23 protein-coding genes and 1 pseudogene are annotated in these 23871 nt (G+C 70.9%); 9 read left to right on the forward strand and 15 right to left on the reverse strand.

What is annotated here, in order from left to right; all coding sequences use genetic code 11:
* The first annotated feature begins 37 nt into the window (after positions 1-37).
* Together ACFVXC_RS19240 and ACFVXC_RS19245 are read left to right on the forward strand one after the other, a co-directional pair.
* Complete coding sequence (locus tag ACFVXC_RS19240) at positions 38-913, forward strand: TauD/TfdA dioxygenase family protein (RefSeq protein WP_389906921.1); 876 nt, start codon at positions 38-40, stop codon at positions 911-913.
* A 58-nt stretch (positions 914-971) separates the two neighbouring features.
* Positions 972-2204, forward strand: a complete 1233-nt coding sequence (locus ACFVXC_RS19245; protein ID WP_389906613.1) for an epoxide hydrolase family protein — start codon at positions 972-974, stop codon at positions 2202-2204.
* A gap of 21 nt (positions 2205-2225) precedes the next feature.
* Here ACFVXC_RS19245 and ACFVXC_RS19250 read toward each other — a convergent pair whose 3' ends face one another.
* Positions 2226-2756, reverse strand: a complete 531-nt coding sequence (locus ACFVXC_RS19250) for a GNAT family N-acetyltransferase (RefSeq protein ID WP_389906614.1) — start codon at positions 2754-2756, stop codon at positions 2226-2228.
* Positions 2757-2847: 91 nt separating this feature from the next.
* On the opposite strand from ACFVXC_RS19250, the gene ACFVXC_RS19255 reads away from it, so the two are divergent.
* Positions 2848-3234, forward strand: coding sequence for a hypothetical protein (locus ACFVXC_RS19255; protein ID WP_389906615.1), 387 nt, complete (start codon positions 2848-2850; stop codon positions 3232-3234).
* 39 nt (positions 3235-3273) lie between these two features.
* On the opposite strand, the gene ACFVXC_RS19260 is transcribed toward ACFVXC_RS19255, so the two are convergent.
* The 5 genes from ACFVXC_RS19260 to ACFVXC_RS19280 form a co-directional block, all read right to left on the reverse strand.
* Entirely contained in the window at positions 3274-4509 is a 1236-nt protein-coding gene (locus ACFVXC_RS19260) for an RNA polymerase sigma factor (protein ID WP_389906616.1), read from the reverse strand.
* Positions 4506-4859, reverse strand: coding sequence for a YciI family protein (locus ACFVXC_RS19265; RefSeq protein WP_389906617.1), 354 nt, complete (start codon positions 4857-4859; stop codon positions 4506-4508). The genes ACFVXC_RS19260 and ACFVXC_RS19265 overlap by 4 nt, the downstream gene beginning before the upstream one ends.
* Positions 4860-4948: 89 nt before the next feature.
* The gene (locus tag ACFVXC_RS19270) at positions 4949-5239 is read right to left on the reverse strand and encodes a hypothetical protein (RefSeq protein ID WP_389906618.1); all 291 of its coding nucleotides are present in this window, start codon (positions 5237-5239) and stop codon (positions 4949-4951) included.
* 327 nt (positions 5240-5566) lie between these two features.
* Positions 5567-5956 (reverse strand): subtilase-type protease inhibitor, encoded by a 390-nt coding sequence (locus ACFVXC_RS19275; RefSeq protein ID WP_389906923.1) that lies wholly within the window; start codon positions 5954-5956, stop codon positions 5567-5569.
* A gap of 354 nt (positions 5957-6310) precedes the next feature.
* Positions 6311-8758, reverse strand: coding sequence for a polysaccharide lyase 8 family protein (locus ACFVXC_RS19280; protein WP_389906619.1), 2448 nt, complete (start codon positions 8756-8758; stop codon positions 6311-6313).
* A 145-nt stretch (positions 8759-8903) separates the two neighbouring features.
* Between ACFVXC_RS19280 and ACFVXC_RS19285 the strand changes: the two genes are divergently transcribed.
* Positions 8904-9587, forward strand: a complete 684-nt coding sequence (locus ACFVXC_RS19285) for an alpha/beta fold hydrolase (RefSeq protein WP_389906620.1) — start codon at positions 8904-8906, stop codon at positions 9585-9587.
* 78 nt (positions 9588-9665) lie between these two features.
* Complete coding sequence (locus ACFVXC_RS19290; RefSeq protein WP_389906621.1) at positions 9666-10412, forward strand: class I SAM-dependent methyltransferase; 747 nt, start codon at positions 9666-9668, stop codon at positions 10410-10412.
* A 45-nt stretch (positions 10413-10457) separates the two neighbouring features.
* On the opposite strand, the gene ACFVXC_RS19295 is transcribed toward ACFVXC_RS19290, so the two are convergent.
* Entirely contained in the window at positions 10458-11396 is a 939-nt protein-coding gene (locus tag ACFVXC_RS19295) for a GlxA family transcriptional regulator (RefSeq protein WP_389906622.1), read from the reverse strand.
* Between the two features lie 281 nt (positions 11397-11677).
* Between ACFVXC_RS19295 and ACFVXC_RS19300 the strand changes: the two genes are divergently transcribed.
* Positions 11678-12187, forward strand: a complete 510-nt coding sequence (locus ACFVXC_RS19300) for a hypothetical protein (protein ID WP_389906623.1) — start codon at positions 11678-11680, stop codon at positions 12185-12187.
* A gap of 95 nt (positions 12188-12282) precedes the next feature.
* The gene (locus ACFVXC_RS19305) at positions 12283-13281 is read left to right on the forward strand and encodes a D-2-hydroxyacid dehydrogenase (RefSeq protein WP_389906624.1); all 999 of its coding nucleotides are present in this window, start codon (positions 12283-12285) and stop codon (positions 13279-13281) included.
* A gap of 27 nt (positions 13282-13308) precedes the next feature.
* Here ACFVXC_RS19305 and ACFVXC_RS19310 read toward each other — a convergent pair whose 3' ends face one another.
* From ACFVXC_RS19310 to ACFVXC_RS19330, 5 genes are read right to left on the reverse strand one after another with little or no spacing between them, the layout of a single operon-like run.
* Positions 13309-14514, reverse strand: coding sequence for a type III PLP-dependent enzyme (locus tag ACFVXC_RS19310; RefSeq protein WP_389906625.1), 1206 nt, complete (start codon positions 14512-14514; stop codon positions 13309-13311).
* Complete coding sequence (locus ACFVXC_RS19315) at positions 14511-16364, reverse strand: IucA/IucC family protein (protein ID WP_389906626.1); 1854 nt, start codon at positions 16362-16364, stop codon at positions 14511-14513. The genes ACFVXC_RS19310 and ACFVXC_RS19315 overlap by 4 nt, the downstream gene beginning before the upstream one ends.
* The gene (locus ACFVXC_RS19320; RefSeq protein WP_389906627.1) at positions 16364-16546 is read right to left on the reverse strand and encodes a hypothetical protein; all 183 of its coding nucleotides are present in this window, start codon (positions 16544-16546) and stop codon (positions 16364-16366) included. Before ACFVXC_RS19320 ends, ACFVXC_RS19315 begins: the two co-directional genes overlap by 1 nt.
* A complete protein-coding gene (locus ACFVXC_RS19325) occupies positions 16528-18414 on the reverse strand; it encodes an IucA/IucC family protein (protein ID WP_389906925.1) in 1887 nt (628 codons plus the stop codon). Before ACFVXC_RS19325 ends, ACFVXC_RS19320 begins: the two co-directional genes overlap by 19 nt.
* On the reverse strand, positions 18414-19619 hold the full coding sequence (locus tag ACFVXC_RS19330) for an acetyl-CoA carboxylase biotin carboxylase subunit family protein (protein ID WP_389906927.1): 1206 nt from the start codon (positions 19617-19619) through the stop codon (positions 18414-18416). The genes ACFVXC_RS19325 and ACFVXC_RS19330 overlap by 1 nt, the downstream gene beginning before the upstream one ends.
* 441 nt (positions 19620-20060) lie before the next feature.
* Between ACFVXC_RS19330 and ACFVXC_RS19335 the strand changes: the two genes are divergently transcribed.
* Positions 20061-20963, forward strand: a complete 903-nt coding sequence (locus tag ACFVXC_RS19335; protein ID WP_389906929.1) for a (2Fe-2S)-binding protein — start codon at positions 20061-20063, stop codon at positions 20961-20963.
* A gap of 223 nt (positions 20964-21186) precedes the next feature.
* On the opposite strand, the gene ACFVXC_RS19340 is transcribed toward ACFVXC_RS19335, so the two are convergent.
* The 3 genes and pseudogenes from ACFVXC_RS19340 to ACFVXC_RS19350 form a co-directional block, all read right to left on the reverse strand.
* Positions 21187-21408, reverse strand: a complete 222-nt coding sequence (locus tag ACFVXC_RS19340; RefSeq protein WP_389906931.1) for a Clp protease N-terminal domain-containing protein — start codon at positions 21406-21408, stop codon at positions 21187-21189.
* Between the two features lie 42 nt (positions 21409-21450).
* Positions 21451-21927, reverse strand: a pseudogene (locus ACFVXC_RS19345) (Clp protease N-terminal domain-containing protein); the annotation flags it as partial.
* 126 nt (positions 21928-22053) lie between these two features.
* Entirely contained in the window at positions 22054-22701 is a 648-nt protein-coding gene (locus ACFVXC_RS19350) for an HD domain-containing protein (RefSeq protein WP_389906628.1), read from the reverse strand.
* Between the two features lie 161 nt (positions 22702-22862).
* Here ACFVXC_RS19350 and ACFVXC_RS19355 point away from each other — a divergent pair, with 161 nt between their 5' ends.
* Complete coding sequence (locus tag ACFVXC_RS19355; protein ID WP_389906629.1) at positions 22863-23849, forward strand: GlxA family transcriptional regulator; 987 nt, start codon at positions 22863-22865, stop codon at positions 23847-23849.
* Positions 23850-23871: the final 22 nt, after the last annotated feature.

A 23871-nucleotide genomic window follows, 5' to 3' on the forward strand; every position in this document is an offset into this window, starting at 1 on the left:
CCCCACTCTCCGCGACGCCCGCGTCCCCGCCGACGGCATGTACGAAGGCCGCCGCACCCTGCGCCGCGTACCCGAAGGCTGGGAAGAGCGTCCCTACGAGCTGATGGACGTCGTCCCCCAGGGGCGTCTCATCGGCGCCGAGATCCGCGGCGTCGACCTCGCGGAGCCGCTGACGCCCGCGCTGCGCGAGGAGCTGGGCCGTGCCCTCCTGGAGTGGAAGGTGCTCTTCTTCCGGGGTGCCGACATCACCTCCGAGCAGCAGCGCGCCTTCGCCCTCAACTGGGGCGACCTGGAGACCAACCCGCTGCTCGCGCGCGGCTCGGCCGACGACGTCGTGCGGTTCGACAAGGGCGGCAGCGGCATCCCCACGTACGAGAACGTCTGGCACGCCGACGTCACCTTCCGCGAGAACCCCGCGCTCGGCGCCGTCCTGCAGCTGCGCGAGGTGCCTCCGGTCGGTGGCGACACGATGTGGGCGGACATGGCGGCCGCGTACGACAACCTCCCCGACGAGGTGAAGGCCCGCATCGACGGGGCCCAGGCGGTGCACGACTTCATCCCCGGCTTCATCCGCTTCTACGGCCCCGAGAAGCTGATCCCGCTCCAGGAGCAGTTCCCGCCGGTCACGCACCCCGTGGTGCGCAGGCATCCGGAGACCGGGCGGAAGATGCTCTTCGTGAACACCTCCTTCACCACGCACATCGTGGGCATGGAGCGTGCGGAGAGCGACCGCCTTCTGAGCTACCTGGTCCGTCAGGCACAGGTCCCGGAGTACCAGGTGCGGTTCCACTGGCAGGCCGGTGACGTCGCCTTCTGGGACAACCGCTCCACCCAGCACTACGCGGTCGACGACTACGCCCCGCACCGTCGCGTGGCCGAGCGCGTCGCGATCGCGGGAGACCGTCCGTACTGAGCAGTGCTGAGCGGTACCGCTCAGCACTGAGATTCGTCCTCGCTTCGGAAGGACCTTGATGACAGCCGCAGAGCGCTTCCCGCTGACGCCCGAGCCGATCCACGTGCCCGACGCGGTGCTCGACGACCTCAGGGAGCGACTGCGGCTGACGAGGTGGCCCGACGACATCGGAAACGAGGACGGGTACTACGGCGTCCGCCGCGGCTACCTCCAGGAGTTGGCCGACCACTGGCTGCACCACTACGACTGGCGCAAGGCCGAAGCGGCGATCAACTCCTACGAGCACTACCGGGTCACGGTCGACGGCGTGCCGGTGCACTTCATGCGCAGGCCCGGCGTCGGCCCCGCCCCTACTCCGCTCATCCTCACGCATGGCTGGCCCTGGACCTTCTGGCACTGGTCCAAGGTCGTGGACCGGCTCGCCGACCCCGCCGCGTTCGGCGGTGACCCGGCCGACGCGTTCGACGTCATCGTCCCTTCCCTGCCGGGCTTCGGCTTCTCCACGCCGCTGCCGGACCACCCCGAGATGAACTTCTGGAAGGTCGCCGACCTCTGGCACACCTTGATGACCGACACGCTCGGCCACGAGAGGTACGCCGCCGCCGGATGTGACGTCGGCGCCCTCGTCACCGGTCAGCTCGGCCACAAGTACGCCGACGAACTGCACGGCATCCACATCGGCTCCGGCCTCAAGCTCACCCTCTTCAACGGCGACCGGGGCTGGGACCTCAGCGGCGGACAGCCGGTCCCCGAGGGTCTTTCCGAGTCCGGGCACCGCCAATTCCTCTCCCTGGAGCGGCGGTTCGCCGCCCACCTGGCTGTGCACGTGCTCGGACCGAGCACCCTCTCCTACGGGCTGAGCGACTCGCCGGTCGGTCTGCTCGCCTGGATCCTCGAGCGCTGGGACAAGTGGAGCGACAACCACGGCGACGTGGAGAGCGTCTTCTCCAAGGACGATCTCCTCACCCACGCCATGATCTTCTGGGTGAACAACGCCATCGGAACGTCGGTGCGTTACTACGCCAACAACAACCGCTACCCCTGGACGCCCTCGCACGACCGCCGACCGGTCATCGAGGCGCCGACCGGGATCACCTTCGTCGGCCACGAGAACCCGCCCGGTGTCACCACCACCGAGCAGCGCGTCCAGAGCTGGCTCGCCGGCGACCGTGCCGACTGGTACCACCACGTCAACCTCACCGCGCACGAGAGCGGCGGCCACTTCATCCCGTGGGAGATCCCCGACGGCTGGGTGGACGACCTGCGGCGCACCTTCCGCGGCCGACGCTGAGGCGCTGTCACGCCACGTCGCTCAACGCCGGAGCACCCGCTGCCACTTGACCTCGCCGTCCTGCCGCTCGTCCGTCGGGGAGAGCCCCGCGGCGGTGGCGACGGCGGCCGATGCCCGGTGGTCCGGGTGGACGTGCGCGATGATGCCGCGCACGTCCGGCTGCCCCGTCAGCCAGCCGACGAGGCCGCGGGCCGCCTCCACCGCGATGCCCCGCCCCTGCCAGGGAGTCCCCACGACCCAGGCGATCTCGGCGACAAGACCGCCGCTGCCGTCAGCGCCGGGTACGACCGTCGCCTGGACGGTCCCCGCCAGGCAGCCCTCATCGCGCAGCCGCAGCACCCAGTTGTACCAGGAGACCGCCGGGTCCGGGGCCCCCGCCGTCATCCGCCGGTAGCGGGCACGCAGGGCCTGCGGATCGTCGGGAGCGCCTCCGATGAAGGCATGCAGGCCCGGATCGGAGAGCACGACGGCCATCTCGTCCGCGTGGTCGACCTCAAGAGGTACGAGGACGAGGCGGGCGGTGCCGATCTCCTGGGCGAGGACCGTGGTCATCGATGACTCCTTGGGCGTACCCGTGCGGCCGGGCGGGGCGAGAGAGGGAGCAGGGGCGGGATTGTCAGTGGTGGCTGCGAGTATCCCGGCCATGAACCCATTCCACCTCACCGACCTCGAAGAGGCAGTGCGCGGCAGCTGGGGCCCTGACACGTACCCGTCGGACTCCTCCCGCACCTGGCCCCCTGACAACCCGGCCCGCGGCCAGTGCGGCGTCACCGCGCTGCTCCTCCAGGACCTCCTTGGCGGCGAGTTGATACGGGGCGAGGTGCGTGTCGGCGGCGAGTGGACCGACCATCACTGGTGGAACCGTCTCGGCATGGGCCTGGAAGTCGACCTCACCCGCGAGCAGTTCACCGCGCAGGAGATCGTCAGCGGGGGAATCGTCGTCCCACGCCCCGCGCAGGTCAACCGCCTCCGCGAGGAGTACGAGTTGCTGCGCGGCCGCGTCCTGGAGAAGCTGGGCGGCCCATGGTGAGGCAGGAGAGGCCCCGCCCTGCGGTCGCATGACTGACGGTCACGTGCCGGGCATGTCCTGGCGGCGGCCGAGCAGGAAGGCTCGCTCGGCGGTGTTCTCGGTGCGGGCGAGTGCGGCGTCGTAGGCGCGGATCGCCTCTTCGGTGCGGCCAAGGCGGCGGAGCAGGTCGGCGCGGATGGCGTGGAAGAGGTGGTAGCTGTCGAGAGCGAGCTCGTCGACCAGGGGCAACGCCCGCTCGGGGCCCTTGATTTCGGCCACCGCGACGGCGCGGTTGAGGGCCGCGACCGGGCTCGGGGCCACGGCCAGGAGCTGGTCGTACAGCTGGAGGATCTGGCCCCAGTCGGTGTCCGCCGCGCTCGGCGCGTCACTGTGTACGGCGTTGATCGCGGCCTGGATCTGGTAGGGCCCAGGCCGGTCGCGGCGCAGGCAGCGGCGGACGAGCGTCTGTCCCTCGGCGATCAGGGCCTGGTCCCACATGCCCCGGTCCTGGTCGGCGAGGAGGACGAGCTCGTCGTCCTCGGTCGTCCTGGCCGCCCGCCGCGACTCGGAGAGCAGCATGAGCGCGAGCAGCCCCAGGGCCTCCGGCTCGTCGGGCATCAGCTCGGTCAGGAGCCGTCCCAGGCGGATCGCCTCGGCGCAGAGGTCGTCGCGGACGAGCGCGTCCCCCGCACTGGCCGTGTACCCCTCGTTGAAGACGAGATAGACGACGGCGAGCACCGCGCGGAGCCGTTCCGGCAGATCGGCTTCGTGGGGGATCCGGTACGGGATGTGCGCGTCGCGGATCTTTCCCTTGGCCCGCACGATCCGCTGGGCCATGGTCGGCTCCGGCACCAGGAAGGCACGCGCGATCTCCGTGGTGGTCAGGCCGCCGAGGAGCCGCAGTGTGAGGGCGACCCGCGCCGCGGGGGCGAGCGCCGGATGGCAGCAGGTGAAGATCAGACGCAGTCGGTCGTCGCGCACGGGTCCCTCCCCGGCCGGTGTCTCGTGGGCGTGCAGCAGCGCGGCCTGCGCGTGCCGGTCCTCACGGGACGCCTCCCTGCGGAGGCGGTCGATCGCACGGTTGCGTGCGGTGGTGATGATCCAGCCCGCCGGGCTCGGCGGCAGTCCGTCGGACGGCCACCGCTGCACCGCCGTGGTGAACGCTTCCTGAACCGCCTCCTCGGCGATGTCGATGTCGCCGAAGACGCGGACCAGGACGGCCACCGCGCGCCCGTACTCCGCGCGGAAGACCCGCTCGGTCACCTCGGACGTGACCCGGGGGACATCCGACGTCACTGGCGGGATCCGTCCTGCAGCGGCCTGACCTCGATGGGCAGGGTGATGGCACGGGCCACCTTGCGCCCCCAGGCGAGCGCCTCGTCCAGATCGGCCGCCTGGATGACGGTGAACCCGCCGAGATGCTCCTTGCCCTCGACGTACGGCCCGTCGGTCGTGAGCACCTCGCTGCCCTTGAGCCGCAGCACGGTCGCCGTGCTCGGCGGGAAGAGGCCCCCGCCGAAGACCCAGGCGCCCGCCTCCCGGATCTCGGTCTTCACGGCCTCGAGGTCACGCACGATCGGTTCGAGGACCTCCGGCGCCGGTATGTCGCCGTCGGGCTGATAGATGCTGAGCAGGTACTGATTCATGGCTGCCTCTCCCTGGCGGATCACCCCGGGGCCGGCCCTGTGCCGACCTCTCACTGTCTATACGAACGGCGACCGGACGGATCGACATGTCATCGACACGCCTTCGGCATGACCGAGGAGGCCCGCCGGACATTCTCGCCGCGCGCTCTCGGCCAGCGGTCGCGGACGATCGCGTCGAGATGCCGCAGCGCCGCCGTCACCCTCACCGGATCGTCGAAGAACGGGTCGTCGGGGACGGGCAGTGACCCCGCGAGCGCGAGCCCGCGCCCCCGCGGCCACGGCAGCCACCGCTGCTCCGCCTCCACCTGCCCGACCCAGCGGCGGTAGCGCGGCAGCCGTACTGACATGTCGTCGCCGGGCCGGTACGTCGCGTTGTCCATGCCGGACAGCCAAACAGCCGGACAGGCGCGAGCGGCAGGTCCGCCCACGGGGGCAACTGCGCCGCGGGCAACCGGCGGACCAGGTCCACGTCGATGGAGGGATCGCGATCGAGCGCGTGACCGGCGTCGCGTTCGCGGCTGACGTCGCGTTCGTCGGGTCTCTCCGATGACATGTGTGCAACCCCCGTTCATGGACAGCGCCTTGGACGTCGCTCGGGGCGCCGTCCAAGGCGCTGTCGTGGATGTCGAGGCCTCATCCCACCGTCAGGTCCGAGGCCGCGTCCACTCATTTACCTCCGCGACCTCCGGTCGCGGAGGCGAAGGGGTTCAGAACGCGAGGGCGGCACCCTCCGCGACACTCGCCCGCATCTCGCAGCTGTTGCCGAAGGTCGTGGACCATGCGACTCGTCTGCCCTGCCACACACCGTCGACGGTGACCACGACGGGCTTCCACTCCTTCGTGCAGGCCATGCCGGACGACTCGCCGACCAACTGGTCGAACTCGCCGTTGGTGGCGAGCAGTTCCGCGCAGGCGGCGGAGGCCGAGGGGTGGCTCCCCGAGGCCTTGGGCGTACAGGTCAGGGTCACGGCACGTTGCATGGTCGCGGTGTCCGCCTCTTCGCCCTGGCCGACGGCGAGGACCAGCGACGAGGGCGCGTAGAGGCCGGCGGGGGCGGCCTTGGACTGGGCCAGCGCCGTACCAGAGGTTCCGGACATCACACAGGCGGCCACGACAGCGGTGGCGCCCACCGTCTTGAGGAAGAAACGCACGTCAACTCTCCTTTGTTGCGGGGGGTTTCCTGACTTTCTGCTTGCAGACGGGAGTTTTGCCGGTGCGGAGAGTGATCACCAAATGTGTGGTCGATTTCCGGATGCCTGTGTCCGCTCAGCGGTCACCGAATGACCGTTCGGGCAGCTCAGGGCGGACGAAGCCGGTGCGGGGGAGGTGGGTGAAGGGCGTCCAACATATGGACCGGAGGGGATGGTGCAAGTAAGAACAACCGCCTGACCTGCAACGACAGTTGATCTGATTTTCTACCGGAATCCAGGGTCGACCGGAAAGCATCGGTGCTACGAGCTGCTGCCCAGCTTGACGCTGATCCGCTGACCGGCCCCCTTCGTGCCGCTGAGATCCCCGAAGGTCAGCTGCAGGGAGGCACCCGTAACCGCCGACGTGACCGTGGCGGGCTTGGCCGTCACCGCGGACACGGCGCGGTTCCAGGTGAGCGTCAGGGAGGTCCGCGCGCGCATCGGGTCGCTGACGCAGATGACCGCCGTGCCGTCGCTCTTCTCACTGATCTGCACCGAGCAGGGCGCGCTCGCGGTGAGCTTGCCCGCGGTGCCGCCGAGCCAGAAGTTGACCCCGGTGAAGCCGATCGAGGGCACGGAAACCCCTTGCTGACTGTCGGAGTTGACCAGGACCTGAAGCCATCCGGCGTCCGCCGACCGGGCCGCCGTCTGCGCCGCGCTCGCGCCGGGCATCAGGACGTAGGCGTACGTCCCGTTCGTGGGGGCGGTGCCGTGGTCGACGTACATCGTGAGGTACTTGCGGGCGAGCGCGGTCGTGGCGCCGCCCTTGTTGATGTCGCTCCACTTGCCGCTGCGCTCCTCGCGCAGCGCCTTCACCGTCGCGCCGCGCGGGAAGACATAACCGCCGTGGCCCCCGATATGTGCCCACTTGGCGCCGCTCAGGCTCGCCGACCAAGGGGCGGTGGTCGGCTTGGTGAGGCCGTCCACCTGGAAGGGGGCGGTGCCCGTCGGGCCGAGGTTGCGGTTCTCGACGGTCGTCTCGACCGCGGTGCCGTCCGTGCAGACGATGCCCGCGCCCAGGCAGACGATCGCGTCGTCCAGGCAGAACCAGGACTTCTTCGCGCGCAGGGTGCTCTGCAGGCCCTTCAAGTACTGCCCGATGGAGGCGCGTTGACCGTCGCTCGCGCCGCCCACCCACTTCACGTCCGGCCGCGACGCGCCCCAGTCGCCACCCGCCGCGTCCGCGAGCGCTTTGCGCGACGCCGTGCTGCCGGGCAGCCGGTACGGGTCGACGGTGGGCCAGAAGGCGTCGCTGTACTGCCCGTTGGCGTAGGTGTCGCCCCACCAATAGAGCATGCCGGAGCCCGTGTGCCAGCCGCGCAGATTCTCGCCGTTGCCCGTCTCGTAGTACGTGATGCGGGGATCGGCCATGCTGATCGAAGCCGCCCAGCCGGGGCGCCGGTGTGTGGCGCGGGCCATGTCGGGGAAGATCCGGTGGCCGGTGGGCTCGGCGATCGCGCTCACCGAAGCGTCGTCCTCGACCCCCTTCAGACGGGCCAGCGCTGTCAGGCCGAGCGAGGAGTCGCTCAGCGGCGGGCTGTAGTAGTCGCGCCGCATCCAGCCCTTGACCAGACCGCGCCAGCGCGCGTTCTCCGCGGCGCTCGCACCCTGACCGAGCAGCACCACGGCGGACATGATGGGGTGGCCGCGCCGATGGTCGTCGGCCTGAGTCCTGGTGGCGTCGGAGATGGAGAGGCCGCGGCTGATGGCCCGGCCCGCGACGCCGTCCATGACGAGACCGTTGTAGATGAACGGGGCCCACGCCTTCTCCACGGCATCGAAGATGATCTGCTTCTTGGTGTCCGTGACCTCCCAACTGGAGCCGCGCAGCAGGGAGAAGAGCATGCCGAGCCCGCCGAGCATCACCGATCCGTACGACCCCGTGTAGGGCACGGTGGTGTGCTGGATGAACGAGCCGTCGGTGTAGAGGCCGTCGCCGGACGTCACGTACGGGAAGACGGGGGAGAGGGCGTCCCTGGCCAGCGCGATCTTCGCGGCATCGGCGCCGACGACCCCGCGCAGCGCGAGCACCCGGCACAGGTCGACACGGTTCGCGCCGGTGCTCGTCCCGGTGTAGCTGCCCACCGCCGAGTCGGGCACGAAGTGGTCCACGGTCTTGCAGTAGTTGGCCACTTGGGTCGCCGACAGCTGGTCGTACATCAGCACGCAGATATCGAGGAGGCTCTGCGGGGCGCCTATCTGCCAGCTGTACCAGTTGCCGAAGCGCGCCTGGGTCTCGTTGTAGACCTGCGTATGGAGATGGTCGAGACCGGTGAGGATGTCGGCCTTCAGACCCGCGTCGCCGGTCAGGCCCGTCCCCTCCTGCCGGTAGGCCTGGGCCATGGTGCTGAGCCTGCTGTAGCCGGTCACCATGTTCGCCGAGTAGCCGTAGGACTCCTGGTCGGTGTCCGGATCGGGATCGGCGTAGGAGGCGTCCGGCCACAGGGAGCCCGCGGCCGGGGCCATGGTGGCACGCAGCTCTCTCGCGGTGGTGCCGAGTGCGGCGAGGCGGCTCTTGAAGGGCTCGGCCGTGGGCGAGAACCCCTCGCCGAGTATCAAGGTGCGCCACTTGGCGCGCAGCGCCGCGTACTCGTCGGCAGCCACCGCCGCCTCCGCCTCGTCGGAGGGCAGCAGCCCCGAGGCCGTCAGGGCGAGAGCGGAGCCGCCGGTGGTGAGCAGGAACGTACGGCGGGACCAGGGAGAGTGCATGGGGTCTCCGATGGTGGAGGCGGGGAGAGGCAGGGGAGCGGATGGGGCGGGTGGGATCCGCGGGAAGCTGAAAGAGCAAGCGCTTTCTAGCATGGGTCCAGGCCACTGCTCAATGGGTCGGGCCATGCGCTGTAGCGTCAGGGCCATGAACGATCACGCAGTGGTGGATGTGGGCGACGTACGCCTGGCCTATCGGACCTGGGGCGACTCGTACGGAGCGCCCGTCGTGCTGCTGCACGGGCTCGGCGGCTCCTCGGCGACCTGGGAGCAGGTCGGGCAGGTGCTCGGCGAGGAGTGGCGGGTGTACGCGATTGATCTGCGCGGGCACGGGGAGAGCGACTGGCCGGACGAGTACTCGGTCGAGCTGATGCGGGACGACGTGCTCGGCTTCCTGGACGAGCTGGGCCTCGACCGCGTCGGCGTCGTCGGCCACTCCATGGGCGGGGTCGTGGCGTACCTGCTCGCCGAGGATCACCCTGACCGCGTCGAGCGTCTCGTCCTGGAGGAGACGCCGCCGCCCTATCCGCGCGACATGGTCGACGCTCCCCGCCCCGACGAGGCCATCGACTTCGACTGGCCCGTGTCCCCCGCGGTCCGCGCCCAGATCTTCGACCCGGACCCGGAGTGGGCCGAGCGCCTCGGTGAGATCGTCGCACCGACCCTGATCGTGGCGGGCGGCCCGGACAGCAGCATGCCGCAGGAGCACATCCCCGACATGGCCACGGCGATCCCCGACTCCCGGATGATCACGATCCCGGTCGGGCACTCGGTGCACGAGGGGAGCCCGCAGCAGTTCGCGGAGCAGGTCAGCGAGTTCTTCACCAGCTAGTTCCGCAGCTGGTTCCTCGACAGACGGCGGTGCGGGGCGTGGTCCGGCCACGCCCCGCCGCTGACTAGGGTGGGGACGGTGTTCACCTCTCAGGGACCCACACTCCGGGAACTGGCCGTGCAGGCGCTCTCCTCCATCGAGGACGGCTACGACCTGCTGGCCCCGAAGTTCGACCACACCCCGTTCCGCACGCCCGCCCGGATGCTGCACGCGGTCGCGGATTCACTGCGTGGCCTCGGGCCCTTCGACGCGGGTCTGGATGTCTGCTGCGGCACCGGCGCGGGCGTGGAGACGCTGCTGCCGCTGTGCCGGGAGCGGGTGACCGGCGTCGACTTCAGCGCCGGGATGCTGGCCCGGGCGCAGGCCGCTTCGGAGCATGGGGGCCGCGTGGAGCATCAAGACGGTGGGCCCGCGGTGGAGTGGGTGCGGGCCGACGCCCGTGCCCTGCCGTTCGCCGAGGCCTTCGACCTGGCGGTGAGCTTCGGGGCGTTCGGGCACTTCCTGCCCGCCGAGCGGCCACGGCTGTTCGCGGAGATCCGCGGGGTGCTGCGGCCCGGAGGGGTCTTCGCCTTCCCGATCGGGGCGCCGCAGCCCATGACATCGCCCTTGTACTGGGCGCTGCTCGGCTTCGACGGGGTGATGCGGGTGCGGAATCTGCTGTGGCGTCCGCCGTTCGTCATGTACTACCGGACCTTCCCGCTGCGAGGCGTGCTTGAGGACCTGCGCCGGGCCGGGTTCACTGTGCGGCTGCACGCGTTGGACGAGTTCGGTCGCCGTGCCGACGGGAGCCCCAACTGGTGCCTCGTCGAGGCGCGGAAGGCCTGAGCGCCGCACATCGAGACCTCAGGGGCAGCGGTCACAGGCCATCGGTCACTGGAACGCTTTGCGATAGGCCTGCGGGCTGACCCCTGCGACACGCTTGAAGCGGTCACGGAAGGCAGTGGGTGAGCCGAAGCCGACCTGTACGGCGATGCGCTCGACGGAGTGCCCCGTCGTTTCGAGCAGGTGCTGGGCCTGCCGGATCCGCGTGCGGTGCAGCCACTGCAGCGGCGTACTGCCCGTCTGCTCACGGAAGCGGCGCAACAGGGTCCGGGTGCTCATGCCCGCCCGGCCCGCGATGTCCTCCAGAGTGAGCTCGCGCTCGGCGTTCTCCTCCAGCCAGCGCAGGAGTGGCTCGAGTTCCGATCCCTGTGGTGTGGGCGGCGCCTCGGAGACGATGAACTGGGCCTGGCCGCCCTCGCGTTCCAGAGGCATCACCGAGAGGCGGGCCGCGTCGGCGGCGACGGCGGACCCGTAGTCGCGGCGGATCAGGTGCAGACACAGATCGAGGCCCGCGGCGGCACCGGCGGACGTCAGGATCTGCCCGTTGTCGACGTAGAGGACATCCGGGTCGACGTCGATGTCGGGGTAGCACTCGGCGAGCTTGCCGGCCGCCAGCCAGTGCGTGGTGGCGCGGAGCCCGGACAGCAGGCCGGCCGCGGCGAGCGTGAAGGTGCCCACGCAGATGGAGGCGATCCGCGTCCCGTCGGCCGCGGCGTCCCGCAGTGCGTCGAGCACCGCGTCGGGAACAGGCCGGGAGACGTCGGAGATGCCGGGCACGATGATCGTGTCCGCGTCCGCGAGCCCCTCCAGGCCCCACGGCGCCTGGAGCGTGAACAGACCGGCGTCGATCCGCGGCGCGGCGGCGCAGACCCGCACTCGGTAGCCGGCCCGCCCGTCCGGCAGCCGGGTGCGGCTGAAGACCTCGATGGGGGTCGACAGGTCGAACGGAATGACGGCGTCAAGCGCCAGGACGGCCACGGTGTGCATGGCGGAAATGTAAGCCAGAGTCACCATCCCGCCAAGCCTGCGGCCTGGAGATGTGACGTGCTCACACCTCATGAGCTGCCTGAAGAGCCGATGGCGTTATCTGTGCGAAGCATGTCACTAATGCCACTGTCGACGGATGCGGGCGCTGGCTAGTCTCGGCCTCTGGGCCCCGATCGGGGAGCCGCCAGATTTCCCCGGTCCTCGTTGCCCGTTCTCTGTTCCCCCCCGTTCCCCCCGTTCCCCCCGTTCCCCCGTTCTCCGGAATCCCGAGGGCTTCTGCCGTGACCAAGTTCTTCCTGACGCTCCATGTGCTGGCCGCCATCATCGCCATCGGCCCGGTCACCGTGGCCTCCAGCATGTTCCCCGCCACCCTGCGCCGGGCGCGGGCCGACCCGCAGGACACGGCGGCCGTCTCCTCGCTGCGTCTGCTGCAGCGGATCTGCTCCGTGTACGCGTTCGTCGGCGTCGCCGTCCCGGTCACCGGGTTCGCGACCGCAAGCAGCCTGAACGTGCTCACCAGCGCCTGGCTGATCGCATCGATCGTCCTCACGATGGCCGCGGCTGTGGTGCTCATCATCCTGGTTCTGCCACGTCAGGAGGCGGCACTCGCGGCGGTGGCAGGGGAAGGCGGTGACGGCGAGGGCGGCCAACTGGCCGACGGGGCGGGCACGGTGGTCCTGGGCGAGCGCGCGAGTACCCGACTCGCCATGTACACCGGCGTATTCAACCTGCTCTGGGCCACCGTCACCGTACTCATGATCATCAGGCCCGGCTCCACGACAGGAGCCTGACCCCGCAGGCCCGCTGTTGACCTCCGTGGAGCGGAAGCCCTAAATTCGGTGAACGTGCGTTCACCAGCACTTTCCTTACCACGGGGGTATCAGGAATGGTCCGTGCACCAAACGCTCCGCAGGTCGCCGACCGGGCTGCCCTGCCACCGGACGCCGTCCTCTATGTCGAGTTGGCGCTCGACACCGCCGAACAGGAGCGGCTGCGCGCCATCGCACCGGGGCATGTCTGGTTCACCGAACCGGACTCCGACTCGATCGGCGACGCGCAGGTCCTCGCCGACTCCCACATCGCACTCGGCAACCCGAGAGCGGACTGGGTGGCGAAAGCGCCGCACCTGCGGTGGATGCAGCTGACGTCCGTCGGCATCGACCGGTACACCGGCCTCGACTGGCCTGTCCTGGGGCAGCGCCTCGCCGTCACCAATCTCGGAGGGCTCTTCGCCGATCCGGTCGCGGAGACCTGCCTCGCCGGCATCCTCGCGCTCTACCGCGGTATCGACGTGCTGACCGGACTCCGCGCGGGGGAGACCTGGTCGAGACTCGACGTACGGCCGGGGCTTCGACTCCTGGGCGGCGCGAACGTCCTCATCCTGGGCAGGGGAGCCATCGCCCTGCGTCTCGCCGAACTCCTCGCGCCCTTCGGCTGCTCCGTCGCGCACTTCGCACGCGGTGACGGCGACATCCGCACCCGGCAGGAACTCGACGCCCGGTTGCCCGATTTCGACATCGTCGTGGGTCTGCTGCCGGGTACGGACGAGACCGCCGACCTCTTCGACCGGCGGCGCATCGACCGGCTGCGCCCCGGCGCGGTCTTCGTGAACGCCGGGCGCGGCACCCTGGCCGACGAGGACGCACTGGTCGCGGCCCTGGGCTCGGGCCGACTCGGCGGCGCGGCCCTCGATGTCACCCGCGAGGAGCCGCTGCCCGCCGGACACCCGCTGTGGAGCTGCCCGAACGTCATCCTCACCCAGCACACCGCGGGTGGCTCACGCGACGAGACCCAGCGGATACTCGATCTCTTCGAGGACAACTGGCGGCGGTTCGTCGGCGGAGAGCCGCTGCGCAACGTCGTGCGATGGTCCAAGGGGTATTGAGGGGCACCAAAGAGGTATTGAGCGGTGCTACGGGAGGAAGTGGAAGCCCGGTCCCGGATGCATGAGGAAGTCGTGGTGCGAGATGTTCCACGCGTACGCGCCCGCCATCGCGAACACCACCCGGTCCCCGGCCCGTAGCCCCGCCACCGGAACGCGCCGGGACAGGACGTCCTTGGGAGTGCACAACTGCCCCGCGAACGTCACCCGGTTCTGCAGCGCCTCGGACCGTGGCCAGGGGTGGGGCCAGGGCTCCCGCGCCGGGAGCACGGCGCAGGGCTGGTCGTGGCCCTTGGCCGCGGGGGTGCGCAGGTGGTGGGTGCCGCCGCGCACCACGGCGAACTCCTCGCCGTGGCTCTCTTTCACGTCCAGAACCTCTGTGGCGTACCAACCGCAGTACGCGGTCAGTGCCCGCCCCGGCTCGATGCGGAGCGTGAGTTCAGGATGCGCCGCGCAGATCCGGGCTAGGCCGTCGCCGTACCGGGCCCAGTCGAAGCGCGCGCCGGGGTCGGCGTAGTCCACGCTCATTCCGCCGCCGACGTTCACCTCCGTCAGCCGGACGCCGTGCCGCCGGGAGAGCGCCTGCGACCAGGCCACGACGGACTCGGCGACCGCGAGCTGCCGCGGTGCGTCGAGCCCGCTGGCCAAATGGGCGTGCACGCCGAGCAGATGAAGCTGAGGGAAGCCGCCGCCGCTGAAGCCGGAGACCACACCGTCCGCGTCGACCGGATCGATGCCGAACGGAGTGGGGCGCCCGCCCATCGTGAGTGAACTTCCGGCCACAGACGCGTCGTTCAGGTGGAGGTTGAACCGCAGGAGGACGCCGACGCTGGTGTGCGGCACGACGCGGGCGGCCAGCGCGGCCAGCATCCGCAGCTCGTACGGGCTCTCCACGTGGAAGCGCTCAACGCCCAGCTCAAGGGCGGCTGTGATCTCGTCCGGTGTCTTGCCGGGTCCGCCGAAGGCCAGCGGGCGCCCCGCCGCCGCCTTCGCGACATGGGCGAGTTCGCCGCCCGACGAGGCCTCGTAGCCGTCGACGTGCGGGCCGAGCGCGGTCAGTATCTCCGGCTCCGGATTGGCCTTGGCGGCGTAGTAGAGCTCGACCTGCCGGGGGAGCGCGGCGCGCACGGCGGCGGCATGGGCGTCAAGGGCCGACAGGTCGTACAGGTAGGCGGGCAGTTCCTCCGGAGCCAGATCGAGGGCACGCTCACGTACGGCGGGAGTGGGGACGGTCATCCGGCGGTGCTCCAAGGTGCGTCGGTGCGGGCGCCCGGGTCCCGCACATGCTCGGCGAGCGGAAAGGGGGAGGTGAGACGGACATAACCCGCGTCCCGGTCGGCCTTGCGCTCCCAGCGGGTGAGCAGGTTGGCCTTGGCGGGCAGTGGCACTCCGGCGAGCAGGGCGCTGAGCCGGGGCGGGCAGCCGTGCGTGTCGGCGAACTCCTGGAGAGCGGAACGGACTTCGGACCACAGGGCGGGCTCGGTGTGCGGATGGAGGTCGGCGAGGGCGGCGAGCAGCTCGGCGACGTGGTTGACCAGGAGGCAGTACACGACCCGGTCCCAGCCGCGCTGCGCGTCGTACGTCATCGGGCCCGCGACCTCGGGCGGGAGCGCGGCCAGGGTCTTGGCATGCCGCTCGGGGAGGAGCTTGGTGCCCTCTAGGTCGCGGAAGAGCACCTGGGCGGGCATGCCGTCGTCGTCCACGCAGACGAGGACGTTCTGCAGATGCGGTTCGAGCACCAGGCCGTGGTCGAAGTACGCGGCGAGCACAGGCGGCAGCAGGAGCCGCAGATACGTCCGCCACCACTGGAGAGCCCGCTGCGGCCCCGCGCCGCCGAGCAGGCGGGAGATATGGCCCGGCCCCGTCGGATACTCGTCCGCGACGGCCCCGGCGAGCAGCGGCGTCGTACCGGGACGGAGCCGCCCGGTCAGGCCTTCACGGACGATGACGCCGAAGCCCTCCAGGAGGGCGAGGTCAAGGCTGCCGTCGGGGTCCGCGAGCGCCAGACTGCGGTAGGCGGGCTCGCGGAGCACGGCGCTGTCCGGGAAGCGGACGGCGAGATCGTCAAGGGCGCCTTCGAGTACGCGGGTGAGAGCGACGGCGCCCGACAGCTCGTAACGCGCGTTCTTTCGAAGGCAGTTGGTGATGCGGACGTTCAGGCTGAACTTCAGGAAGGTGTCACCGTCGTACAGCGTGCGTACGGAGGCGGTGGCCGCGAAGGGGGAGCCGCCTGGCCCCAGGTCGACGACGTCCTCGCGGTCCAGGGCAGCGCGCAGCCCCGGGTGCTCCCGCAGCAGGCCGTACTGCCAGGGGTGCACGGGAAGCAGCCGGTAGCCGTCCGGCACGGCCCCGAGCCGGTCCAGCGGGTCCGTGGCACCCGGTCGCGCCGACTCCTCGGCGATGAGATGGTCCCGTACGGCGAGGTGGCGCAGCGGGAAGGCGGCCGCGGCTTCGGGGGCGTACGCGGACCAGTCGGCGAGGTCGCCGCCGCGGGCCTTGGGGGTGGGGTGGAAGCGGTGGCCGAACAGCAGGGACTGCTCGGACGCGAGGTAGTCCGCGAGCCACTTCGGGTCCGCATCGGTGGCGGTGGCGGTTCTCGTGGCGGGCGCCGTCGCCGTGGCGGGCGCCGGGCGGTCGGCGGCGATCGCGGCGCTGACGCCCTCATGGCTGGAGGCGATCTGATCGAGGAACTCCTCGTTGCTCACGCCCGTGCGCAGCGAGAGCTCGGCGTGCGTGTACTCGGCGAGCCGCGGCCAGTCCACCTCCCTCCAGCCGCCGTCCCGCTGCTCGGTCACGGGACCGGTGAAGCGATGGGCGCCGAGGAGGGACGTCCGGCGCAGTGCGACGCGCAGGAGAACTCCGCGGCGCGGCAGCCTGAGCAGGAGATCGCCGTCGACGACGGCGGTCTGGTGCTCGGGCCCCGAGACCTCACGCAGCAGGCAGTTGAGGAGGGTGTGCGTGACCGCTTGGTCGGCGCTGGGCAGACGGGTGGGCGCGGCGCCGGCGACGGGGGTGCCCGCGGGGAGGGCGGCGGCCTTGGCGGGCAGTGCGGACGGGGCGGTGAACGTGCCGGTCGGCAAGGACATCAACGGCTCCAGCGGATGCGGGGCGAGCGGCGGAACAGGGCGGGAAGAGTGGCGGCGGCCAGGGGTATCAGAGCGATCGCGGTGCCGGTCGGCAGGGGCGCGGACAGGCTGAAGCCCACGGTCGAGCCCTCTGTTGGGGCGGGTGCCGACGGTGCGCCGGCCATCATGAAGTTGCCGTCCATCGGAGGTAGTTGGGCCCTGTCGTGTAGTGCTTGTTGATGTCGGCGGCCCCGGAGCGCTCCTTGGAGAGCAGGGTGCCCGCGGTGACCATTGCCTTGACGGGCAGTGCCGCAGCGTCAAGGACATACGCCCGCAGGAGCGCGCCCGGCTCGCCGGGACCCGTGCCGAGCCGCTCGACGGCCTCGGTGAGTCTCTCGCGCACCAGCCGGAGCAGCCGCTCCAGCGGGGCGTGGCCGTGCCGGGCGAGCCCGAACGCGTAGGCGCCCGCGCAGAGGTGGACGGTGATGGTGGTGAACAGATCGAGCACGGGACGATCCCCGTCGACGAAGATCCTCTTGTCGTCGAACTCCGCACGGCCCGGCGCCTGTCGCCCCATGACGTCCCGCAGCCGGGCGAGGTTGACGCGCGGCCCGTCGTTGTCCTTGAACAGCAGCCGCAGCCGCGTGCGGCGGCCCCGGCCGTCGCCCGTGTGCTCGTCCATCACCAGGGAGATGTTCTGCTGGTGCGATTCCAGAGCGATCCCGTACGCGAAGAGGGTGGTCTGCCAGTCGAAGAGGAGGGTGAGTACGGCGTCCAGGAGGGCGAGGGGATCGCCGCCGTAGAAGCGGTCGGCGAGGTGGTCGATCAGCAGCCGGCCGCCGCCACCGGGTGCCGGGCACATGAGCGCGGCCATCGGTACGACGACGGCGCCTTCGAGCCCGGCGGGGTAGCGGCGCAGCAGCACGGCGAGGAGTTCATGCCCGGCGTGGGCGAAGCGGGTTTCGTCCGCGTGCAGGACGACCCCCTGAAACCTGGGCTCGCGGGCGATGACGGCTTCGATGAGGCGCTGGCCCGCGGCACCGTCGGTGAGGGTGCCCGGCTTGATCGTACGCCGATTGCGCAGGCCCAGTGTCGCGGTGGCGAGCGGCAGTTTGAGGTGCCGCGTGGGATCGCGGGAGAGAGCGACGGTACGCATCGACAGGGTCGGTACGGCATCGGGTCCGGGGGCGTCGATGAGCTGGGCCCGTCCGGCGAGCCCCGCCTCCCGCAGCGCGTCCCGCAGGGGGCCATCCGCGGTCAAGGGGTGCACGGGGAGCAGGAGATGGCTCCCTTCGAGCTCGGGTGCTCCGGCTGCGCCGGGGGAGAGCCAGGCATCGGTGCTTCCGCCGACGGTGACGGCCTCGCGGGGCAGGGCGAGCTGCCGCAGCGCGAAGGTGGGGTGGAACTCGGGTGCGTACGCGCGCAGTTGGGCAACGGAGAGCCCGGACCGGCCGCGCGAGGTCGGATACACAGGATGATCCGCCCGCGCGGCGAGTGTGTCGTAGCCGAGACCTCCCGCGAGTCCGCTCCAGGCGGCGGGGTCCGCGCCGTGACGGCCGGTGAGCAGGGTGTCCGCCTCGTCCTTCGTTCCGGCGTGCAGCCGCATGGCGTCGAGCGCCTGCCCGCACTCCGCGGCGAAGGCATCGAACCCACCACGGTCCACGGGGTCGGCGAGGTCACGCAGGGCGGACAGAATGCCACCCGCGTCAGTGAGCTCGGAGCCGTCGGACTCCCGCCGCAGCAGCGGGAGCCGAGCCGCGTACGTCCCTTGATAGCCGTCCGCGCGGACGGGCATCAGCAGAGCGTCGCCGGGCCGGGGTGCGGGGATCCTGGCGGTGGCCTCAGCTGTCGCGGAATCGTCCCGCACCGTCGCTCCCACCGGCAGCCTCAGCCACAAGCCGTCCGAATGCCGCACCACGCCGCTCCCGGTGCGCCACCCCACCACGTCCTCGCGCAGGAGAGCGCTCAGCACGCGTAACAGGAGCTCACCCTCGACGTCCAGGCCCGCACCTACGCTGTCGGTGGGGGAAGCGGCCCCGGCCGTACCTCCCGTACTGCCCGTACCTCCCATCACGGTGTGATCTCCCAGCGATGCTCGGCCAGGAAGTCCGCCACGGCTCGGTCCACCGCTGCCTGTTCGGTGCCGGTGGCGCGGACCACGCCAAGGAAGTCCCGGTTGGTGCCGTGCAGTTCGTGCCGCTCACCGACTTCCCGCAGCGGTCGGTACGTCAGCCGTACGCCGCCCAGCGTCACTTCGCACGAACGCGGAGCGGCTGTCAGCGTTCCCGCGCTCCGCGCGCACGGGTAGTCGAGCCGGGCCCTGCCGTCCGTCCGCGCGCCCAGGTCCGAGGGGAGCGGCTCGCCCAGATGCGTACGGAGGATGTACTCGAAGAGGGGTATGTCCAGGAGCTGGGCGAGGAGCAGGTCGCACTGATCGCCGATGGCGCGGTAGTTGACCTCGATGAGCCGTGCCCGTCCCGCCGCCACGACGAACTCCGTGTGGCAGGCGCCGAACCCCACACCGAGCGCGTCCAGTTGGGCGAGGACCTGAGCCGTCACCGCCTCCGGATGCGCCGGGACGAACGTCATCCGCTCCTCGATGAAGTACGGCGGCGGTGACACCTCGGTACGGAAGCCACCCAGGACGTGCCGGACCCGGCCATCGCCCAGAGTCTCCAGGGTGCACAGCTCCCCGGCGAGATACTCCTCGACGACCAGCGCGGCGCCCGGCCGCCGTGTCTGAATCTCCGCGCACCGCCGCTCCAGCTCCCCGGGCCCGTCGACCAGCACCACGTCCTCGCTCGCCACGCCCTCCCGCGGCTTGACCACGCACGGGAACGGCACGTCGAGTGCGCGGAGTTCCGCCGGATCCTGTCCCGCGGAGAGTTCCGCCGACCAGACGGAGTCGACGCTCGCGGCCGCGAGATGGCGCCGCATCTGCGCCTTGTCCTTGGTGCGCAACGCCGTCCGCCAGTCCTTGCCGGGCAGCCCGAAGTATTCGGCGGCCAGCGCGGCCCCAGTCTGCAGATGGTCGCTGTTGGTGAAGACGGCGCCGGGGGAGTGGTGTGCGGAGATCCGGCTGATGACGGCGCGGAAATCGCGTACATCGCACTCAAGGATCTCCAGGCCCCTCAGGATCTCCTGGGCGGGACCGCGCCGGTGGGCGTCCGGTTGATCGGTGAGAAGGGTGACGTCGAGGCCGAGCCCGTGCGCGGCGGGCAGGAAGCCTTCGGTGACGGAGTCGGTGGGGTTGCGGGCAAGGACGTACAGCCGCATGGGTGAGTCCACTTCAGGGTGCGAGCGGATGAGGATGGCAGGGAGGGGCGCCGATCTCGTCGGCGGTTCGATGTCTGTCGCCTTGGCCACGTCCTCAAGGACGTACTCCACGGCTTGGACACTGATGCCCGACATCCACGTCTCGTGCGCACAGCGCCAACGCACCGAATCCGGCGGCGAGTAGACGGAACCGCCGCGCGGAAAGGCTGTCTGGCGGGACGGCCCTAGCGATCTTGGACACGGGGTGAGAGTTTAGGTTAGGTATGCCTAATGATGTCAATTCGCCGTGGTGGTCGGACCACTCGCCACGGGAAGGTGCGCGGCGCGCCGTTCGCGATGAGGCAAACTCAAGGAAAATAAGGTAAGCCTTACCTAGTTCGCGGTGGACGGATCCACCGGCGAGCCATCGATGGACCTGCTTTCCGAGGAGTACCAGTGCCGCTGACCGTGGCCCCGGACCTGGCGCCGACCGCCACCGCCCTGATCCCCGCCGACCTGCTCGCCGCGACCTACCAACGGCTCGCCGCGCACTGTGAGACGCTCGCCGTCACGGTGGTGCGACCCGGTTCCGTCGCGGGGTACGGGTGGTTCACCGGTGCCGAACTGACGTCGCGTCAAGATGCCCGGGAAGCATTCGTCGACGCGGAGGCCGCCCGCGTCCGCGTCGGCCACGACCACACCCCCCGCCCCGATGTCGCCGCCTCCCGCGCCCTGCACGGCTACCTCTGGTCGGTCTCGCTGCTGATGAGCGGCGCCTGGTACCTGGAACGGCGTGTGCCGCGGGTCCGGCCGCAGGACGTGCGCGTCGACATGGAGACCGGCACCTTCGAGGTCGTCCCCGGCTCCTTCGCCTGCCTCCCGGACGACCCGGCGGCCGGGCTCCCCGGAACCCGGGTCCTGCCCGACGAGGAGGCGCTCCGCGTCGAACTCCGCGCCGTCGTCGTCGCGCACATGCGGCCGCTGCTCACAGCGATGGGCCCTCAACTCCGTCGCAGGCAACGAGTGTTGTGGGGCATGGCAGGGGACGATCTCATCTCCGGGATCTGGTACCTGGGGCGCATGCTCGGCCAGGAGGACGAGGCGCTGCGGGCGGTGGACGCCCTGCTCCCCGGCCCGGTCGCCCCCTTCCCGGGCGGCGCCGACTTCCGCCACCTGACGACCCGCGACGGCGAGCGGCACCCGACCCGTACCCGTCTCGGCTGCTGCCTGTACTACACGATCCGTGCCGCCGAGGCATGCGGCACCTGCCCGCGCGTCTGCGACTCGGAGCGGCTGCGGAGGCTGGAGGGGGACATCGCCCCGGCTGATGTGCCCTCGGAAGTCGGCGGTGGAACCGGGCAGTGAGCCCAGGCGCTGAGATCGTGACAGGGAATCTGGCGTAGTCCCTCGCTCACGACAGGATGACGCCTGTGTCCCCGTCCCCGACCGAGCCGCCTTCGCCTTCCGTGCCCTTGGAGGTTCCCGTCGTCGATATCACGCCGGGCGGCCGTCCGGGAGGCGGCGCGGGCGCGCGCGGCGGCGGGGCGGGAGCCCGGGACGGGCGGCTGCGCGGCCGACTGGGGTTCCGTCACACCTGGTTGAGGGAGCTGCGGATCGCCTCGAGGGCCTCGATGATGTTCGTCTCGGCGGCCGCTTTGTCGATGCCGAGTCGGGCGAGGGTGCCCGTGTCGCCCTCCGCCTCCAGGAGTGAGAGCAGGATGTGCTCGGTTCCGATGTAGTTGTGGCCGAGCCGGAGTGCCTCGCGGTAAGTGAGCTCCAGGACCTTCTTCGCCCCCGCGTCGTACGGGATGAGGTCGGGCACCTCGCCGACCGCGGGAGGCAGCGCCTCGGTGACGCTCTCGCGGATGGCGTCGAGCGAACTCCCCTGTGCTGCCAGTGCCTTCGCGGCGAGAGCGTCCGGCTCGGTCAGCAGGGCGAGTGTCAGATGGCCGGGACCGATCTCGTCGTTGCCCGCCGCGCGGGCCTCCTCCTGTGATGCCATGACGACGTTCTTCGCCCGGGTGGTGAACCGGCTGAAGCCCTGTCGCGGGTCGAGGTCGGACATCTCGCCGGGGTCCTTGGCCACGAACCGCTTCTGGGCCGCCTGCCGGGTGACCCCCATGCTCTTGCCGATCTCCGTCCACGAGGCGCCCGAGCGGCGTGCCTGGTCCACGAAGTGGCCGATCAGATGGTCGGCGACATCACCGAGGTGATCGGCGGCGATCACGGCGTCGGAGAGCTGGTCGAGCGTTTCGGGGTGGGCCTTCTTGATGGCCTGGATCAGATCGTCGAGACGGATGGGCTGCGTGGGCTGCAGGGGCTGCGTCATATGTCAACGTTAGGTTGACAGTTGAAAGGGTGTCAACCCTGAGTTGACAGGTGGACTCACTCCGACGAGTGGAGTGGGCGGGGCGGCGCCGCGCCGTGGCTCCCCCTCCGCTCCTCCGCTCCTCCTCTACTCCTGCCAAGGTGAGTTCCGGATGACCTCGACGAAGTCGCCGCGGGTGTAGCCGGGGACGAAGTGCTCCAGGACGTCGGCCTTCACGTTTCCGAACGTGGTCTCCGGCTTGGGGGCGATGCCTTCGGTGAATGCCTCCAGGATCCGCCGCTTGAAGTCGGGACGGGGGTGCAGCGCGGTGATCTCGGCGCGGTCTTCGGCGGTCAGGTCGTCGTATCCGATGCCCAGGACGTCGTACTCCACCCCCGCCGTGACCAGGGCGACCTCCGGCTCCATGAACTCGGGGATGCCCGGGGTCGTGTGCAGGGCGATGGCGGTCCACACCCGGCGCACGCTGTCCTCCGGTACGCCGTGTCCGTGCAGGAAGTCGCGGGCCTCCTCGGCGCTGTCCACCTCGAAGCGGCGGCCGCTGTCCCGGAACCGCTCGCCCAGGCCCAGGTCGTGGAACATCGCGCCGATGTAGAGCAGCTCGGGGTCGAAGCTCAGCCCGCGCCGGCCGCCCTGCAGGCTGCCGAACCAGAAGACACGGCGGGAGTGGTGATAGATCAGCTCGCTCGTCGTGTCCCGGACCAGTTCGGTGGCCGCGGCGGCCAGCTTGGTGTCCGGCACGGACACTCCGGCGGCGGAGGAAGTGTGGACGGTCATGGCGTGACTCCTGTCGTCGAGGAGGGCGGGGGAGGGGGCGGGGGTGTGCGGGTCTCTGTCGGCTGCTGGCACCAGCCTGCTCGACGCACACGTCCGACGGCGATGTCCCTGCGGACAGGTACCCCACACATCTGGACACGCTCTGCCGCTACCGTGGAGCCGTGCCCGAACCGCCGGACGGACCCCGCCCCCACCACGTCTACGTACTGGCCTTCGACGGCGTGCGCCTTCTCGACGTCGCGGCTCCCCTGGAGGTCTTCGCCACCGCGGCCCGGTACACCGGCGGCGGTTACACCGTGCGGGTCTGCACCCCCGACGGGCAGGACGTCAGGACCTCCACCGGACTGCGGATCGCGGCCGACCTGCCGGCGGACGACGTGGGCGCCGCGGACACGCTCGTAGTTCCCGGCCACGCCGAACTCGTCACCTTCGCCGAACGGCCCGAGCTGGTCGAGCTCGTGGCCCGACTGGCGGGCGGGGCCGGGCGGGTGACCGCCGTGTGCACCGGTGCCTTCGCCCTGGCCGCGGCGGGACTCCTGCGCGGGCGCAGGGCGACCACGCACTGGGAGCACGCGGCGAAGCTGGCCCGGCTCCACCCCGACACCACCGTCACCTCGGATGCCATCTACGTCCAGGACGGGCCCGTCCTCACCTCGGCCGGGGTCACGGCCGGTATCGACGTCTGCCTGGCTCTCGTGGAGCAGGACCACGGCCCCGACGCCGCGCGGCGGGTCGCCCGGGACCTCGTGGTCTTCCTGCAGCGGCCCGGCGGCCAGTCCCAGTTCTCCGCCGCCTCACGCACCCCGGCGACCAGCCATCCGGTGCTGCGCCCGCTCCTCGACGCCATCGCCGCCGACCCGGCGGCCGACCACCGCCTCGCGACCCTGGCCGGGCGGGCCGCCGTGAGCCCCCGGCATCTGACCCGCCTCTTCTCGCGGCAGCTCGGCACCAGCCCGGCCGCGTACGTGGAGTCCCTCAGGCTCGAGGCGGCCCGCATGCTCCTCGAAAGCGGCGCGAGCGTCACCGACGCGGCCCTGCGCAGTGGCCTGGGCAGTGACGAGACGCTGCGCAGGGCCTTCGCCCGGCATCTGGGGACGACGCCGTCCGCGTACGCCGCACGCTTCCGCACGACGCGGGTGGGTACGTGAGACGCGCGCCGTCAGGTGCCAG

The organism is Streptomyces sp. NPDC058257, assembly GCF_042881845.1.
Taxonomy (GTDB): Bacteria; Actinomycetota; Actinomycetes; order Streptomycetales; family Streptomycetaceae; genus Streptomyces.

What these genes read in the sequence shown, in the direction of transcription:
- ACFVXC_RS19240 (WP_389906921.1), top strand. Translation starts at nt 38, where the DNA reads ATGTACGAAGGCCGCCGCACCCTGCGCCGCGTACCCGAAGGCTGGGAA.
- ACFVXC_RS19245 (WP_389906613.1), top strand. Translation starts at nt 972, where the DNA reads ATGACAGCCGCAGAGCGCTTCCCGCTGACGCCCGAGCCGATCCACGTG.
- ACFVXC_RS19250 (WP_389906614.1), bottom strand. Translation starts at nt 2,756, where the DNA reads ATGACCACGGTCCTCGCCCAGGAGATCGGCACCGCCCGCCTCGTCCTC.
- ACFVXC_RS19255 (WP_389906615.1), top strand. Translation starts at nt 2,848, where the DNA reads ATGAACCCATTCCACCTCACCGACCTCGAAGAGGCAGTGCGCGGCAGC.
- ACFVXC_RS19265 (WP_389906617.1), bottom strand. Translation starts at nt 4,859, where the DNA reads ATGAATCAGTACCTGCTCAGCATCTATCAGCCCGACGGCGACATACCG.
- ACFVXC_RS19270 (WP_389906618.1), bottom strand. Translation starts at nt 5,239, where the DNA reads ATGGACAACGCGACGTACCGGCCCGGCGACGACATGTCAGTACGGCTG.
- ACFVXC_RS19275 (WP_389906923.1), bottom strand. Translation starts at nt 5,956, where the DNA reads ATGTCCGGAACCTCTGGTACGGCGCTGGCCCAGTCCAAGGCCGCCCCC.
- ACFVXC_RS19280 (WP_389906619.1), bottom strand. Translation starts at nt 8,758, where the DNA reads ATGCACTCTCCCTGGTCCCGCCGTACGTTCCTGCTCACCACCGGCGGC.
- ACFVXC_RS19285 (WP_389906620.1), top strand. Translation starts at nt 8,904, where the DNA reads ATGAACGATCACGCAGTGGTGGATGTGGGCGACGTACGCCTGGCCTAT.
- ACFVXC_RS19295 (WP_389906622.1), bottom strand. Translation starts at nt 11,396, where the DNA reads ATGCACACCGTGGCCGTCCTGGCGCTTGACGCCGTCATTCCGTTCGAC.
- ACFVXC_RS19305 (WP_389906624.1), top strand. Translation starts at nt 12,283, where the DNA reads ATGGTCCGTGCACCAAACGCTCCGCAGGTCGCCGACCGGGCTGCCCTG.
- ACFVXC_RS19310 (WP_389906625.1), bottom strand. Translation starts at nt 14,514, where the DNA reads ATGACCGTCCCCACTCCCGCCGTACGTGAGCGTGCCCTCGATCTGGCT.
- ACFVXC_RS19315 (WP_389906626.1), bottom strand. Translation starts at nt 16,364, where the DNA reads ATGTCCTTGCCGACCGGCACGTTCACCGCCCCGTCCGCACTGCCCGCC.
- ACFVXC_RS19320 (WP_389906627.1), bottom strand. Translation starts at nt 16,546, where the DNA reads ATGGACGGCAACTTCATGATGGCCGGCGCACCGTCGGCACCCGCCCCA.
- ACFVXC_RS19325 (WP_389906925.1), bottom strand. Translation starts at nt 18,414, where the DNA reads ATGGGAGGTACGGGCAGTACGGGAGGTACGGCCGGGGCCGCTTCCCCC.
- ACFVXC_RS19330 (WP_389906927.1), bottom strand. Translation starts at nt 19,619, where the DNA reads ATGCGGCTGTACGTCCTTGCCCGCAACCCCACCGACTCCGTCACCGAA.
- ACFVXC_RS19350 (WP_389906628.1), bottom strand. Translation starts at nt 22,701, where the DNA reads ATGACCGTCCACACTTCCTCCGCCGCCGGAGTGTCCGTGCCGGACACC.